16 protein-coding genes and 1 riboswitch are annotated in these 16346 nt (G+C 39.0%); of the genes, 5 read left to right on the top strand and 11 right to left on the bottom strand.

What is annotated here, in order from left to right; genetic code table 11:
• Positions 1-67: 67 nt before the first annotated feature.
• From spoIIID to B5D29_RS04450, 3 genes are all read left to right on the top strand, one after another.
• Positions 68-328, top strand: coding sequence for a sporulation transcriptional regulator SpoIIID (gene spoIIID, locus B5D29_RS04460; RefSeq protein WP_078768387.1), 261 nt, complete (start codon positions 68-70; stop codon positions 326-328).
• Positions 329-333: 5 nt separating this feature from the next.
• Positions 334-1131: a pyrroline-5-carboxylate reductase gene (gene proC / locus B5D29_RS04455; protein ID WP_078768386.1), complete on the top strand. Its 798-nt coding sequence runs from the start codon at positions 334-336 to the stop codon at positions 1129-1131.
• A 123-nt stretch (positions 1132-1254) separates the two neighbouring features.
• On the top strand, positions 1255-2436 hold the full coding sequence (locus tag B5D29_RS04450; protein ID WP_078768385.1) for a glycoside hydrolase family protein: 1182 nt from the start codon (positions 1255-1257) through the stop codon (positions 2434-2436).
• Positions 2437-2523: 87 nt separating this feature from the next.
• Here B5D29_RS04450 and metK read toward each other — a convergent pair whose 3' ends face one another.
• Positions 2524-3702, bottom strand: a complete 1179-nt coding sequence (metK, locus tag B5D29_RS04445) for a methionine adenosyltransferase (protein WP_078768384.1) — start codon at positions 3700-3702, stop codon at positions 2524-2526.
• Positions 3703-3788: 86 nt separating this feature from the next.
• Positions 3789-3889: riboswitch (SAM riboswitch) on the bottom strand.
• Between the two features lie 180 nt (positions 3890-4069).
• Here metK and B5D29_RS04440 point away from each other — a divergent pair.
• A complete protein-coding gene (locus tag B5D29_RS04440) occupies positions 4070-5632 on the top strand; it encodes an NAD-dependent epimerase/dehydratase family protein (protein ID WP_242941742.1) in 1563 nt (520 codons plus the stop codon).
• 53 nt (positions 5633-5685) lie between these two features.
• Here B5D29_RS04440 and B5D29_RS04435 read toward each other — a convergent pair whose 3' ends face one another.
• The 8 genes from B5D29_RS04435 to B5D29_RS04400 all read right to left on the bottom strand — a co-directional run bounded on the left by B5D29_RS04435 (position 5686) and on the right by B5D29_RS04400 (position 14000).
• On the bottom strand, positions 5686-6282 hold the full coding sequence (locus B5D29_RS04435; RefSeq protein WP_078768382.1) for an HdeD family acid-resistance protein: 597 nt from the start codon (positions 6280-6282) through the stop codon (positions 5686-5688).
• A gap of 283 nt (positions 6283-6565) precedes the next feature.
• Positions 6566-7096 carry a TetR/AcrR family transcriptional regulator gene (locus tag B5D29_RS04430; protein WP_078768381.1) on the bottom strand — a complete coding sequence of 177 codons (531 nt, stop codon included), beginning with the start codon at positions 7094-7096 and terminating at the stop codon, positions 6566-6568.
• 15 nt (positions 7097-7111) lie between these two features.
• Positions 7112-8299 carry a DNA recombination protein RmuC gene (locus B5D29_RS04425; RefSeq protein WP_078768380.1) on the bottom strand — a complete coding sequence of 396 codons (1188 nt, stop codon included), beginning with the start codon at positions 8297-8299 and terminating at the stop codon, positions 7112-7114.
• 74 nt (positions 8300-8373) lie between these two features.
• Positions 8374-9609: a VanW family protein gene (locus B5D29_RS04420; protein ID WP_159443398.1), complete on the bottom strand. Its 1236-nt coding sequence runs from the start codon at positions 9607-9609 to the stop codon at positions 8374-8376.
• 13 nt (positions 9610-9622) lie between these two features.
• Positions 9623-10333 (bottom strand): L-ribulose-5-phosphate 4-epimerase, encoded by a 711-nt coding sequence (locus tag B5D29_RS04415; protein ID WP_078768378.1) that lies wholly within the window; start codon positions 10331-10333, stop codon positions 9623-9625.
• Positions 10334-10342: 9 nt separating this feature from the next.
• Positions 10343-11815 carry an L-arabinose isomerase gene (gene araA / locus B5D29_RS04410; protein ID WP_078768377.1) on the bottom strand — a complete coding sequence of 491 codons (1473 nt, stop codon included), beginning with the start codon at positions 11813-11815 and terminating at the stop codon, positions 10343-10345.
• 11 nt (positions 11816-11826) lie between these two features.
• On the bottom strand, positions 11827-13398 hold the full coding sequence (locus tag B5D29_RS04405) for a xylulokinase (protein WP_078768376.1): 1572 nt from the start codon (positions 13396-13398) through the stop codon (positions 11827-11829).
• 74 nt (positions 13399-13472) lie between these two features.
• Complete coding sequence (locus B5D29_RS04400) at positions 13473-14000, bottom strand: hypothetical protein (protein WP_078768375.1); 528 nt, start codon at positions 13998-14000, stop codon at positions 13473-13475.
• Positions 14001-14178: 178 nt separating this feature from the next.
• On the opposite strand from B5D29_RS04400, the gene B5D29_RS04395 reads away from it, so the two are divergent.
• Positions 14179-15099, top strand: coding sequence for a hypothetical protein (locus B5D29_RS04395; RefSeq protein ID WP_078768374.1), 921 nt, complete (start codon positions 14179-14181; stop codon positions 15097-15099).
• 111 nt (positions 15100-15210) lie between these two features.
• Here B5D29_RS04395 and rpiB read toward each other — a convergent pair whose 3' ends face one another.
• Positions 15211-15663 (bottom strand): ribose 5-phosphate isomerase B, encoded by a 453-nt coding sequence (rpiB, locus tag B5D29_RS04390; RefSeq protein ID WP_078768373.1) that lies wholly within the window; start codon positions 15661-15663, stop codon positions 15211-15213.
• 11 nt (positions 15664-15674) lie between these two features.
• Complete coding sequence (gene tsaB / locus B5D29_RS04385) at positions 15675-16346, bottom strand: tRNA (adenosine(37)-N6)-threonylcarbamoyltransferase complex dimerization subunit type 1 TsaB (protein WP_078768372.1); 672 nt, start codon at positions 16344-16346, stop codon at positions 15675-15677.

Here is a 16346-nt window from a genome sequence, read left to right as displayed (position 1 = left end):
AAGAACAAACACAAAGTAATATAAACTAAAAAACGGTCATATCTTTTACTTAGAAGGAGTAATTGATATGACCAAAAATGTAGAATCAAGATGTATTGAGCTGGGCGAATACATAGTTGAAAACAAAACAACTGTCAGGCAAACGGCAAAAGTTTTTGGTATCAGCAAAAGCACGGTACATATAGATGTTACAAAACGGCTGGGCGAAATTGCTCCCCTGCTTGCCGGAAAAGTGAACGAGGTTTTGCAAAGCAACAAATCTCAACGACACATCAGAGGCGGAGAAGCAACGAGGGAGAAATATCGTCTAATAAAAGGAAAGAAGTAAAAGCTATGTCTATCGGATTTATCGGATGCGGAAATATGGCAAGTGCCATTATCTGCGGAATTATTGACAGCAAAGCTGTAAAAGCAGAAGAAGTAAATATTTTTGACATTTACGCACCTGCAACACAGGCAATGAAATCAAAATACAATGTCAATGTTTTTGACAGCGAAACCGAAATCGTTAAAAACAGCGACACGGTTATTTTGGCAGTTAAGCCAAATATTCTTGCATCAGTGCTCAACAAAATAGATAGTGCACTTAACGAAAAAGACACTTTGCTTATTTCTATTGCTGCGGGCAAAAGCACCGAATTCATTGCTTCACAGCTTACTCACGACAATAGAATTATCCGAGTTATGCCAAACATCAACGCAAAAGTTGCGGAGGCTATTTGTGCATACACAGCAAATGACAAAGCAACCGATGATGACAAAAAATTAACAGAAAAAATCTTTTCGGCAGTAGGCGAAATTATTTATTTGGATGAAAACTACTTCCCTCTTTTCGGAGTTCTCGGCGGTTGCACCCCGGCACTTGCATATATGTTCATTGACGAACTTGCAAGAGCAGGTGTGAAAAACGGAATGAAAAAGGATGTTGCATTGAAAATTTCTGCACAGGCTGTTCTTGGCAGTGCAAAAATGATTCTTGAAAGCGATGAACATCCATATGATTTGATTGACAAAGTATGCTCTCCGGGTGGTACAACTATTGAAGCTGTCACCTCCTTGCAGGAAAGCGGATTCAACTCCGCAATTCACAAAGCCGTTGACAAGGCTGTTGAAAAAGACAACAAATTATAATAACTAAATATTCAAAGCACTTGAAAGTAAAAATCTCAAGTGCTTTTTTATTTGTTTTGCTAATAGACAAAACTATATATAAATGTTAAAATATTTATATATGTATATAAAGGAGAGAATACAATGAAAAAAGTATATTCAATTTTAATCACCGCTTGCCTATTTTGCATTTTTGTATTCGGCACATCAACTGTGTTTGCCGCACAAATTGATTCTGACACTGTCAGCGATGACGGAACAAGGGTTGTTAACATTTCACCGAACGGTGAAGAGGACGACACCCTTTCAATCCGCAGAGTCCTAAAAGACAGTATGTGCAACAAACTTGTTGTTAACTTTGCGCCCGGCGAATACACGCTGACTAATTCCCTGCCGATTTTTGACAACACAACATTCAATGCCAACGGTGCTGTATTCAATCAAAAAACAGATGGCAAAGGCTTGCTCATCAACGGATTTCATATGAACAGCTCATACGGAAAAGGTTCGGGCGGATACGGCTCACTCAAAAATGTTGTAATCAACGGCGGTACTTGGGTTGGCACAGCAGAGCCTAACACAGAAAAGACCCTGAAAGACAACGGATTTTATGTTGGCTACTCGTCATTTTTATTTATGCACGCTCAAAATATCACCATCAAAAACTGCTCATTCAAGAACAACTACAACGGACATTTCATTGAATTTGCAGGAGTTAAAAACGCAAGAATTGAAAACTGCAATATGGCTATGAGCGGAAGCAGATATGTAGGTGAAGGTTCAAATGAAGCTATCCAAATTGACAACACATATCAGCAGAGCAATTCTCCGTCAGGTGCTCCGTGGGATGACACGGCTTGCGAAAACATCACGATTTCAAACTGCAAAATCAAATTTGCAAGAGGTATCGGCACAAACAGAGTCGGCAACACATTTTTCAAGAACATTAAGATTCAAGGTTGCACAATCACATCAACAAACGAAGCACTCAATATGTATGATGTACTCGGTTTGAATGTCAACAAGTGCACAATCAAAACCACAGGAAAATTCAAGGACTATCGTTCTGTTGCAATGTATGTGGGACTTGACAGTGTGCCAAAAGGTGGCAACGCATCAAAAGCAAATGCAACAATCACCAACAACAAAATTTACGGCAACACAGCCGGACTTAAAATGTGGAACTTAAAGTCAAAAGCAAAGTTCAACAAAGTTAAAATCAAAGGCAACAAAATCTATTGTAAAAAAGGCAAAGACAAGGCTTTGCAACTCACAAAGAGCATAAAAAAACTTGTTAAATCAAAGAACACAATTAAAAAATGGTAAAAGAAGACGGCTTGAAAATTCTTTTTCAACACACAAAAAACGGCTTGAAAAAATTCAAGCCGTTTTACTATTATTATAATGTATAAATTACATATACTTTTTGATTTCATCAACCTTATTTGTTTGCTCCCAAGGAACATTGAGGTCTTCTCTGCCCATATGACCGTAAGCGGCAACTGCCTTGTAAATCGGTCTTCTCAAATCAAGGTTCTTTATGATTGCAGACGGACGAAGGTCGAAAACCTTATTAACAATTTCGCTGATTTCGTCATCAGACTTCTTACCTGTGCCGAATGTGTCAACCATTACTGATACAGGCTTTGCAACACCGATTGCATACGCAAGTTCAACCTCACACTTGTCTGCAAGACCTGCTGCAACAATATTCTTTGCTACCCATCTTGAAGCATAAGCAGCTGAACGGTCAACCTTTGTTGGGTCTTTACCGGAGAAAGCACCACCACCGTGACGAGCGTATCCACCGTATGTATCAACAATAATCTTTCTGCCTGTAAGACCTGAGTCACCCATAGGACCGCCGATAACAAATCTGCCTGTTGGGTTTACATAAAATACAGTATCCTCATCCATAAATTCGGCAGGAACAGTTGTTTTGATTACATTTTCGATAATATCTTCACGGAGTTGTTCAAGAGAAACATCAGCGCTGTGCTGTGATGAAACAACGATTGTTGTAACACGGACAGGCTTGTTGTCTACATATTCAACAGTAACCTGTGTTTTGCCGTCTGCACGGAGATAAGGCAATGTGCCGTTTTTTCTTACCTCCGTGAGTTTGAGAGCAAGCTTGTGAGCAAGAGAAATAGGCATTGGCATAAGTTCCTTGGTTTCGTTGCAAGCATAACCAAACATCATACCCTGGTCGCCGGCACCGTTGAGGTTGTCCTCATCTTCTTCGTTGTTCTTAAGTTCGAATGACTTATCAACACCCATAGCGATGTCAGGTGACTGCTTGTCAAGAGAAGTGATTACAGCACAAGTGTTGCCGTCAAATCCCTTTGCACTGTCATCATATCCGATTTCGCAAACAGTTTTGCGAACAATAGCGTTGATGTCAACATTGGCTTTTGTTGTGATTTCGCCCATAACATGAACCTGACCTGTTGTGCAGGTTGTTTCGCAAGCAACACGAGATTGTGGGTCTTGCTCGATCATAGCGTCAAGAATTGCGTCTGAAATTTGGTCACAGATTTTGTCAGGATGTCCTTCTGTAACCGATTCGCTTGTAAATAAAAAGCGTGACATAGTATATTACCTCATTTCTATAAAATACAGCGTTTATTCTTGCAAAAAGTAAAATAAAAAGCATACAGCGGTGACCGTATGCTGATAATTCATCATTCGGTATTATCTTACCGCAGGTATTAGCACCTTACAAACGCAGGTTGCTGTGGTGTCGCAGGGCCAGTCCCTCAACCACTCTTGATAATCTCTATTCCTTTTTGCTATATTACATTTATGATACTACAAAAAATATGCCGTGTCAACAAAATTTTTATTGAAATATTTGTTAATTTATATTGTAATTTGTTTAGAAATAGTTTATAATTATATTGTTAACATTTATGCTTATTGTTAATAAGTACAATTTGCTGTTTAAGGAGGAAAAATAATGGCAAAGAAAACCGTATTCCTTACCGGCGGTACCGGTAATATGGGTTGGGCTGCAGTTCAGGAAATGATTAAGCATCCAAATGAAATCAACATTAAGATGCTTGCAAGAAAGAGCCCAAAGAACGAAGAAAAATTAAAGGGTATTATGGCAAAGCCAAATGTTCAGGTTGTATGGGGTGACTTGGGCGATTACGACTCAATCCTTGAGGGTGTAACAGGTTCTGACTATGTTCTTCATATTGGTGGTATGGTATCTCCAACAGCTGACTGGAAGCCATACAGAACACAAAAGACAAACATCGGTGCTGCACAGAATATCTGCAAGGCTGTTTTGGCTCAACCGAACGCTGATGATATTAAAGTATGCTACATCGGTACTGTTGCTGAAACAGGCGACAGAAACTATCCTATCCACTGGGGCAGATGTGGTGACCCTATCAAAATTTCTATCTATGACCACTATGCTATTTCAAAGACTGTTGCAGAGCGCACATTCGTAGAAAGCGGTATTAAGAATTGGGTTGTTATGCGTCAGAGCGGTATTCTCTATCCAAACATTCTTAAGAATATGGACCCAATTATGTTCCATGTACCAATCAACGGCGTTCTTGAATGGTGTACTGTTGAGGACTCAGGCAGACTTATGTGCAACCTTGTACTTGAAGACGAAAAAGGCACACTCGGTGCTGACTTCTGGAACCACTTCTTCAACATCGGTTCAGGTGAGCAGTACAGAATTTCTAACTATGAATTTGAGTGCCTTCTCCTTGGCACACTTGGTCTTGCAGGCCCTGAAAAGCTCTTTGACCCTAACTGGTTCATCACAAAGAACTTCCACGGTCAATTCTATGCAGACGGCGACAAGCTCGAGGAATTCCTCCACTTCAGAGAGAACCTCCCTGTTAAGGATTACTTCAACAGACTCGCAGATCAGGTTGAATTCTACTTCAAAATACCAAGATATCTTCCAAAGAATCTCGTTGCAGCTTGTGCAAAGCCATTCATGAAGAAGATTGCTTCTACAAAAGACTTCGGTACTCTTGACTGGGTTGCTACAAGAAATCCTGAAAGACTTTCAGCATACTACGGTACATATGAGGATTGGGCAAAGATTCCTGCAAAGTGGGAAGATTTTGAAATCAAAAAGTTTGCAAAGAAGACATCTGATGCAGATGAATTCAAACTTGACCACGGTTATGATGAAACAAAGCCTGAATCAGAACTTGACATTGAAGATATGAAGCAAGCTGCTAAATTCCGTGGCGGTGAGTGCCTCAGCGAAACAATGACAAAGGGCGATATGGCAACAAAACTCAAGTGGAAATGCGGTTACTGCGGTGCAGAATTTGAAGCATCACCTGCTCTTATTCTCCTCGGCGGTCACTGGTGCCCAGAGTGCTACATCCCTCAAAAGCAGTGGGATTACGACAACATCGCAAGAACAAACCCATTCTTCGCACAAGTTTGGTATCCTAACCACACCAAGGAAGAAACAAATGTTTACAAGTTTGACGATTTGTTCCAGATTGATGGCGTTAAGTGGGACGACATTAAGCACTAATTACACAAACACAAACAAATTAAGGAGCGTTTTTTCAAACGCTCCTTTTACTTTTATTCGTTTTTATCGTGAAGCGTGTAATCATCTTCTATTATATCGTTATGCGGTGCATATTTTTTTATTTTTTGAGTTGTGTAAATGATTGAAACAAGCTTTTCAAAACCGATAAAGAAACAACCCAAACCATAAAGAATAGTTATTACAACAGCACTCTTAAATGACTTGAACACCAAGACAAGACCGAGCACAACAGACACTGCGGAGAACAAAAGCAGAAAATACCAACGAGGAAGTCCAAATCGTTTTGCATCTATTGATGCTTGAAGAGTAAACAAGCTATCGGCAATAATCATTATTCCGATAATTATCGGCAGGATGCTGATTATCCAATTGTGGTGGATGACCGTGCAGATACCGACAATCACGGACAATATGCCAAGTGCAAGGTCAAATTGAAAAGCAATGTTATACTTTTCTTGCGAGAAATATGCCATAATTTTGATTACACCAAGGATGATAAACATTATTCCAATCAAATAGCAAACTGCGACCATAGAGAATTCCGGGAAGCCCATCAGCATAATTCCTATAAGCATAAATATAACGCAAGCGGTCATATACGCAATTTTGATGTTTTGTAGATACTTCATAAAATCACCATCCTAAAATATATTCCGGCACGGAGCGTTATAGCAACATTCCGTACCGGACAACGGTCAATTCAAATTGAGAAAAACAAACTTTTGGAGAAACATGAAAAGAGAACTTATAAGATGCTTGAATCCTAACTTTTAAGAACTGACCGAATGTTAGGCTTAACTCCTTGTCTATATTAAATCACCTTTTGGGATGAAATAAAACTGTCAAAAAAAGAAAAGTACACAATATTTGTGCACTTTCCTATTTTTGTAATACTGAAATTTATTAAACCAACTAAACTTTGCGGGTGACATTTGACAATTTTTCAAAAAATTCCTTTGGAGGAACTCTCATACCGTTATGTACCCACTCGAAAAATGTGCCTGTCAAAGCATGTTTATAGAAAGTTGACATAATTTTTAAATCATAATCGTCTATTTTTTTGCCCTCAGCATCATATTTTGCCTTGATTTTGCTGCATATGGTGTCCCCTACCGAATTTGCAATATAACTTTTTATATTATCGGAATACTTTGATTTAAAGATATTTGTGATAATACTCTTTTTGGCAAGAGCATTTTCAGACATCTTTTTGAACACCGCTTCCCAATCAAAATTTTCATCACTGTTCTTTGTTATTTCAAGCATAGTTTCATCAAAAATATCCTTGAGAACATCATAAATATCATGATAATGATAATAAAAAGTGTTGCGACTGATACCGATATCGTCAATTATATCCTTAACTTTTATATTATCAAGAGGTTTTGATTGAAGCAAACGAAGGGTTGATAGCTTTATTTCCTTTTTTGTGAATTGTTGCATAATGCTCACACTCCATTAATCAAGAAGCTCAATATCCGTAGGGTCTGTATCAAGAGTATTGACAGATTTCAAATTCTTTTGAATAATGTCATTTCTATGATTTGCATCTTCAATAGTTCTGCCGGCTTCATCAATCTTTTTCTTTGCTTTTTCAAGGAGAGTTCCAAACATATCATACTGCTTTTTGGCATTGCCAAGAACTTTCCAAACCTCATTTGCACGCTTATTGATTGCAATTGAACTAAAGCCAAGTGAAAGCGAATTAAGAAGTGCGGTGATAGTGCTTGGACCTGCAACCAAAATGCCCATATTTTGAAGTTTTTCGGGAAGTCCGGTTTTGCTGTTCATTATTTCGGCATAAAGACCTTCTGTTGCAAGATACATAATTGCAAACGGAGTTGTCTGTGGCTCGCTGATATAATTTTTAATTGCCTTTGCTTCATCCCTAACTCTTGCTTCAAGAGCCTTTTGAGCACGCTCCACAGCTTCCACATCGCCCATTTCGGCTGATTCGCTTAAACGGATATAATCCTCCATCGGGAACTTTGAGTCGATAGGAAGCCAGCAAACCTCATCATTCTCGGCATTCGGAATTTTAACGGCGAATTCTACCTGACCGTTGTATTTTGGATTTGTTCTTACATTAGTTTCGTACATATTCGGGATAATCTGCTCAAGAATATTGCCAAGTTGAAGTTCTGCCCAAGTGCCACGGGTTTTGACATTGGTGAGAATACGGTTAAGTCCGCTTACGCCGACAGACAAATCTTTCATTTCGCCGAGCGACTTATAAACAGAAGTAAGTTGCTTTGAAACCTGTTCAAACGAAGAATCAATACGCTTATTAAGTGTTGAAGTGAGTTTTTCGTCAACAGTAGCACGCATTTGTTCCAGTTTCTTTTCGTTGCTCTCCTGCATTGAGGCAATTGAACTCTGAATGAGTTTTGTTTGATTGTTATAGTTATTATTAAGAGCCTCAATAACCTTGACCTGCTGTTCGTAATTCTTATTAACAAGGTCATTCATTTGACGGGAAAGCTCCTCTATTCTTGCAGAATTATTGTTCTTATTAACTGCGTCCAAAAGTTGACGCTGAAGTTCCTCTATTTTTGCCGAATCGTCCTTTTTGCCCTGTGTCAACAGAATTGCAATAACTGCAATCAAAAGGACTATGCAAATACCGAGCAAAATATATGTAATCATCTAATCACTCCTTTAATATAGAATAACACAACACCCACCAAAAGGCAATGATGGGTGTCGTTTTTTGGACATTATTAATAATAAGATCTTGTTGTGTAATTACATTTACCGCCTGCGTAACGCTTCATAGTGAAGTTCTTGCCGCTTCTGCTGACAGTAACCTTAACCTTTTTAGGTTTTACATTTTGGCATGTGAGGAATGTGCAAGAAATAACGCCGTCCTTAACAACCATCTTAATTTTTATAGGATAATTTGTATCGTTCTTAAACTGTAAATCCTGACTTGGCCAATAAATAGCCGCATCTCTGCCAAGCGGAACATAAGAAACTCTTTGTGAATGTTGATGTCTTTCAACTATTTTGAGATTTGAAAATAAAACTGTGTTGAAAATAGTTGATGCAACCTGGCAAACGCCACCGCCGATGCCCATTGATGTAGAATTCGGTCCGTTGAAAACATGGGCTTTTTTGTAGCCTTTTTGAGAAGTTCTCTTTCCTACTGTTTCGTTGAACGAAAAAGTTTCGCCGGGTGCGAGAACTGTGCCGTCAATAGCCTTTGATGCAATTCTCAAATTTGTTGTTCTGTCTCTGTTATTTACATAATGAGATGAATACTTGGCATAAGTCTTTGTGAAAGAGCTATTGAGTTTATTTGACCATACACCATATACAGGCTTTTTGTTTGTATTATATCTTATTGCTCTTACTCTAACAAAATATTTTTTATTATTATTCTTAACCTTTACGGTCTTTGAAGATGTATTTTTACCCTTAACAGTTACATACTTTACACCTTTCTTGAACGAAGCATCCTTTGAATACATAATTTGATACGCATCACAAGAAACAGTTTTCCATTTTACAACAAGCTGACTTTTATTCTTTTTGCCATAGGTTGCAAGAAGTTTGACAGCTTTTGGTGGCGAAACAGGCTTTGGTGTTACAATTTCGTCATCATCGTCATCTAAATCACTTTGAACGATAGTAAACTGAACCGTTTTTGAACCTTTATAGTAAACGGAAGTGTCGGTGGCAGTAATTGTGAGTGAAGCTGTGCCCGGCTGAATATTGTTTTCAAACTTTTCTGTGTAATCAACATCTTTGGTGAGCAAAATATCACCAACCATAACATTGTAAGCCGGTTTGATAGCTTCGCCTGTTGCCTCGTATTCAGTAATATTGTTTTCAAAAGAAATTACTGCATTTTGCAAATCAATCTTTTCTTCATCAAATGCATACACAGGCATAACTGTACCAATAAGCAAAATGAGAGAAAGAAAGAGCGCAAAAAATTTGTTTGTTTTTTTCATTAATATGTTCCTCCTATAATTTCTGACCATAATATGCATTTTTGCCGTGTTTACGATTATAATGCTTTTCAAGAAGATAATCTTCTATTCCGATATTTGAATCTGTACTTAATGCTGCAACGGATTCGGTTCTGTATGCCATATTACAAACCTCTTCTAATATTAATGCGTTTTCAACAGCCTTTTGGGCATTTTCGCCCCAAGTGAAAGGACCGTGACGGTGGATAAGAACTGCCGGACACGCCTTTGGCGAAATACCTCTTTTGGCAAATTCTTCCACTATAACTCTGCCGGTGTTGAGTTCATATGCCGACTCAACTTCTTCTTTGGTTAGTCCTCTTGTGCAAGGAACGGCGCCGTTGGAAAAATCAGCATGAGTTGTACCGTAAGCCGGAACATCCCTTCCTGCCTGTGCCCAAGCACAAGCCCAAGACGAATGAGTGTGAACCACTCCGCCTATATCTTTGAAATTCCTGTATAATTCCATATGGGTCGGTGTATCGGATGAAGGATTAAGTTTGCCCTCAACCTTGTTACCGTCCAAATCCATAACCACCATATCTTCAGCAGTCATTTCACTATATGGCACACCCGATGGCTTTATTACAAAAAGTCCGCTTTCTCGGTCAATAGCCGAAACATTGCCCCAAGTAAGTACAACCAAGCCGTACTCAACAAGTTTTAAATTTTGTTCAAATACTTCTTTTTTTAACGCTTCTAACATTTTTGCTCCTTACATACCGAGTTTGTATGCAACATCGTTATAAAACAATTCTTTTCTGAATTCATTAATCTCTGTATTCTTATTGATATGGATAAACTCAATACCCATAATTTCAGCAAAATCACGCATGTGCTCGGCATTAAGTGAATACGAAAGAACGCTGTGATGTGCACCGCCGGCATACATCCATGCTTCTGCCGAAGTTTGAAGGCAAGGAAGCGGCTTCCACAAAACTCCTGCAACAGGAAGTTTTGGCATATCATTTACCTGTTCCTTACATTCAACATCATTGACAATCATACGAAGTCTGTCGCCCATATCAACAAGAGTGACAACGATTGCATTGCCTGTTTGAGCCTTAAATACCAAACGAGCAGGGTCTTCTCTATCTCCTATTCCAAGAGGGTGAACCTGAATTTTTGCTTTTTCAGATGCAATAGTTGGGCAAACTTCAAGCATATGTGAACCAAGGAGCATTTCGTTGCCCGGTTCAAAATGATATGTATAATCTTCCATAAAGGCTGTACCGCCATGCATACCCTCTGCCATAAGTTTCATAACACGGGTCATAGCGGCAACTTTCCAGTCGCCCTCGGCGCCGAAGCCGTAGCCCTGACGCATCAAATCCTGTGCGGCAAGACCCGGAAGCTGACGAAGTTCCTGCAAATCCTCAAAGTTTGTATGGAATGCACCGAATCCCTCTTTTTCAAGGAACTTTTTGATTGCAACTTCTTCCCTTGCCTGATACCTTACGGCATCGAGATTATCGGTATCCATAATATAATTCTTTTCATATTCTGCCATTTGAGCGTCGATTTCATCGTCGGTAACAGCATTGACGAGTTTAATAATATCGCCCACACCGTAGTGGTCAACCTGCCAACCGAGTTTAATCTGTGCTTCAATCTTGTCACCGTCGGTTACTGCTACATTACGCATATTGTCGGAAATACGGAGAACACGAAGTTTACGGCTTTCCATAGCGCCGACTGCGGCTCTCATCCAAGTGCCGATTTTGTCCTGAACGGTTTCATCCTTCCAATAGCCTGCAACCGCCTTTTGCTTCAATCTCATACGAGCGGTGATGTAGCCGTGTTCTCTGTCGCCGTGTGCAGACTGATTGAGATTCATAAAATCCATATCAATATCCTGCCACGGAATGTCACGGTTATATTGAGTATTTACATGAAGAAACGGCTTTTTAAGAGCGTTAAATCCCGCAATCCACATTTTAGACGGTGAAAAGGTGTGCATCCATGTGATAACACCTGCGCAGTGCTCATCGTTGTTTGCATCTTGCATAATATACAAAATTTCTTTTGAAGTTTTTACGCAAGGCTTCGCAACAACCTTACAAGGGAGTTTTTTGCTCCATTCGTCCGCCATTTCTGTTGCGTGAGAATTAATAGTTTCAAAAATATCTTCGCCGTAAAGGAATTGTGTGCCTACTACAAACCAAAATTCATAATCTTTAAATGCCATTGTAATTCTCCTTAAATATTTTCGTAAGCGACAACCTCTGCTTTAAGTGCCGACTTATACAATTTCATATATTCATTAAATCCGTTTACATCATTTTCATCGGGTGCAACAGTTTTGCATTCACTGTTTGCGAACACCTTATTATTGAGATATTCGTCAAGCGGTTCGTCACCGTCAACAACATATTTTGCAAGCACAGCCATACCCCAGGCTCCGCCCTCACCTGCTGTTTTCATAACAGCAACAGGGCAATTCATCGCACCTGCCATTAATTTTTGACCGACAAGCGGAGTTTTGAAAAGTCCGCCGTGCCCCATAAGGCAATCGATAGTGACATTTTCTTTTTCAAGAATTTCCATACCGATTTTAAGAGTTGCCATTGTTGAATAAATTTGAGAACGCATAAAATTTGCAAGATTAAAATTAGCATTTTGTGTTCTTACAAAAAGCGGTCTGCCGTCATCTGTATGAGAAACAGGTTCGCCCGAAAAATAATTTATATTAACAAGACCGCCTGCGTTAGGCTCGCCGTAAAGTGCAGATTCATACAAAGCGTCATAAAGCTCCGGTTTTGACATCTGCGCTCCGATTGCCGAAGCAAACTGCCCGAAAACATTTACCCAATAATCAAGATCCGTGCAACAGTTGTTGCAGTGTACCATTGCGACCGGCTTGCCGACAGGAGTAGTTACCATATCAATTTCTTCATACACCTTTGAAAGCTGATTTTCAAGAACAACCATTGAAAAAATTGAAGTGCCAGCACTGACATTACCTGTTTTTACGGCTATTGAATTGGTGGCGGTCATACCTGTTCCGGCATCACCCTCGGGAGGTGCCATAGGAACTCCGTGTTCAAGATTTCCTGACGGGTCAATAAGCCTTGCGCCCTCTTTGGTAAGAACGCCTGCATTTTCACCTGCCACAAGAACTTTTGGCAAAATCTGAACAATATCAATACCAAGTTCCTTAACTTTAGGCAATGCATTGAATTTTTCTGCCATTTCGGAATTATAATCATTGACGGTGCTGTCTATTGGGAACATACCTGATGCTTCGCCGACACCGACAACCTTTTGACCCGACAGTTTATAGTGGACATATCCTGCAAGAGTTGTGAGAAAATCAATATCCTTTGTGTGCTTTTCTCCATTGAGTATAGCTTGATAGAGATGGGCAACGCTCCATCTTTGCGGAATATTAAAGCCAAAAAGTTCGGTAAGAGCCTTGGCAGATTCACCCGTAATGGTATTGCGCCAAGTTCTGAATTCGCAAAGCTGATTGCCGTCTTTGTCAAGCGGAAGATACCCGTGCATCATTGCGGAAAAGCCGAGAGAAGCAAGTTTTGTTATTTTTGCTCCAAACTTATTTCCACAATCAGCATTGAGGTTTTTATAAGCAGCTTGAAGCCCTTGCCAAACCTCATCCATAGCATAAGTCCAAATGCCGTTTTCAAATTTATTTTCCCAAGTATATGAGCCTGAAGCAATAGGGTTAAAATCCTTATCAATAAGCACCGCTTTGATTCTGGTTGAGCCAAATTCTATACCCAAAGATTCAGTACCGTCAAGCCTATAATCCATGAAAATATATCTCCAAAATTCAAGATATAATTATTATACAAAAACGGAAAATATAATTCAATATTATAATTTAATTATTTTATATATTTTTCGACTTTTTTCTTGAGTTTTATTCTGTATAGTTTCAGAAGCAGGTCATACAGCTTATCATACACGGCAAAGACAAGGTTTAAGCAAATAATAAATATAACAATTCCCCACTTGCCAAGCATATCATCAAACGGTATTCCAAACACATAAACACACAAAATTTGAGTTAGTATCATTGATGCGTTGAAAGTTAAATATTTTAGTAATACAGACAAAAATTTGGGCTTTATATCATTGATTTTATCTCTTATTAGTGGATAATAGCCAAAAAACAGCACATATAGGAGCAAGCATTCCTTGTCACTGAGCAATATGAATGATATAACAGATGTTGAAACGAAAGTAAGAATTGCACTTTTTTGTGATATTGAGTCTAAAAGAATAATCATAATAAGACTTGCGATAAGCGGCATTGTATAGGCAAGTACCCAGATAAGAGAACCTAAAAACAGCATAACCACCGACAAAGCAGTTGCCACGCCGGAATAGGCTATAATCTTTGAATTTTTCAAACAATCACCTCTTTATGATGTCTGATACATATTATAACAAATAAAACCATCGAGTTGTGAATTATTCGTAAACATTATTACTAAATTATAAATATTTACTTTTAATTATATTAGGGGTATTTACAAAAGATAAAAAAATCATTATAATTTAGTTAATGAACAAACAAGAGGTGTTTATATGAGAAAAGCAATAGCTGTGGTTCTTGCAACCGCAATAGCTGTATCCGTGGCAATGATAGGTTGCTCCAAAAACGGAAAAAAGGAAGACAGCACATCAACAACAATTGACGGACTTATCGGCAACGAAGATACATATGATATTGTTGACGAAGAAGTGACTGACGAAAAAGGCGAAACGGTTACAGACAAGAACGGAAACGCTGTTACAACTCAAGTTATGTACAAGGAAACAACCGACAAAAAAGGCAACAAAATCACTGTTAAGGTCGATGATAACGGCGAAGTTGTTACTGACAAAAACAAAAAGCCGGTCACAGCAAAACCAACAACTACGACTACAGCAACTCCACCAAACCAATCAAATGAGCCGACAAGTGAGGTTACAACTGTTCCGGCAGATGAGGATATTGTACCAAAAATCGATGACAAAACAAAGCCTGCTGAATTTAACAATTCCGAAAAAGAAGTGGTTGAATCAATGCTCAGCGTTCCAAATCTTTGCAATTCAAACTACGAAAATTCTGACGGCGTTCCGATTGATGTAGCAAGACACGCTGCTGTTTGGATGGCACAACGAGAGGAACTCAACACAAAAACATACGCATCGGGAACTATTGTTCTCGGACTTTTCAAATTCTTTGGTCAAACTGTAGTTAACTTCAAAAACAATTGCGGTTCAACTAAAGAGATTAAATACAACGCAGACAACGATACTTTTACAATTCCAAATGCCGAAAGCACTGTGCAAACAGTTACTATTGACAAGGTTGAGGAATATGCTCAAAAGAATAACAACAACTATTACAAGGTTACCGGTTCCGTTTCAGGCGGAGGCAAAACAAAGGTTGTTGCAGTTGTTCAGAAGAACAAACTTGATAACAAATTAGGTTTTAGTATCAAGGCTATGAGATGGTCATAAACTAAACAAACAACCCTGTAGAGTAAAATCTACAGGGTTTATTTTTATAATTAATGGTTGATAAATAACAACGGCTCCCCTTGCAACAAGAGGAGCCTTAAAAGGTTTAGATTAATATAATTTTTCACCGTTTTCGATGGCCATAATTTGGTCAATTCTTGTTTGATGTCTGCCGCCCTCAAATTTTGTATTGATAAATACATCAACAAGTTCAATTGCTGTGCCCTCACCGATAACACGAGCACCCATGCAAAGGCAGTTTGCATCGTTGTGAAGTCGGGTATACTTTGCACTGAAATAATCGCTGCAACAGCAAGCTCTGATACCCTTTACCTTATTGGCAGCCATAGAAATACCAACACCTGTACCACAACAAAGAATTGCCATATCGGCTTCACCCGCAGACACCTTATCGCAAGCGATTTGAGCCGAAACGGCATAATCAAATCTTTCTGGAGAATAACAACCTACATCGATATAGTCAATCCCCTTTTCTTCAAAATGAGCACGAACAGCCTCTTTAAGCGGAAATCCTGCGTGGTCCGAACCTAAAACTATTGTCATAATTATTCTCCTTATCTTTTTAATTTTAATTTCAATTCTCTTTCGGCTTGGCTCTGTCTTAAATAAACAGGCATAAGTGCCTTGGGAGAGATTGCATTTTTATTTTGTGCCGCCTTGGCAACGCCTACGGCATTTTGATAAATTCGGTCATCATCAGCAAGAGTGCAATTTTCAAGTTCGATATTATGAAAACAGAGTTTTGCACCGTCACCGGCAATAACAACCTTGTCGTACTGTTTAAGCTCATTTCGTAAATCTTCGATAGAAATTGCCCTATCATCGCAAAGACGCTCAACCTTACCGTTTTGAACTCTGAACAAAGCATTATAGAACTGCATCCTTCTTGCGTCCATAACAGCACAAACAACAGCGTTTTTGTCAACAAAATTATACGCTATTGCCTCCAATGTTGAAACGGAGAAACAAGGGATGTCATCATTAAATGCAAGTCCTTTAACCGTTGCAACGCCGATACGAACACCTGTGAAAGAACCCGGACCTGCTGTGATTGCAATTCCGTCAAGTTCGCTGTATTTGTGACCGTCCATAACTCTTGTAATCATAGGAAGCAATGTTTCGCTATGAGTAAGTCCCGAATTTACAAATTCACTTTTTATAATTTCATCGCCGTCAGTCAAAGCAACAGAAGCTGTGACGGCACTTGAATCCATTGATAAAAGCAT

This window comes from Eubacterium coprostanoligenes, assembly GCF_900167205.1.
GTDB lineage: Bacteria > Bacillota > Clostridia > Oscillospirales > Acutalibacteraceae > Eubacterium_R > Eubacterium_R coprostanoligenes.
The sequence above is the reverse complement of the archived record's forward strand: the minus strand, read 5'-3'. Positions and strand labels throughout refer to the sequence as shown.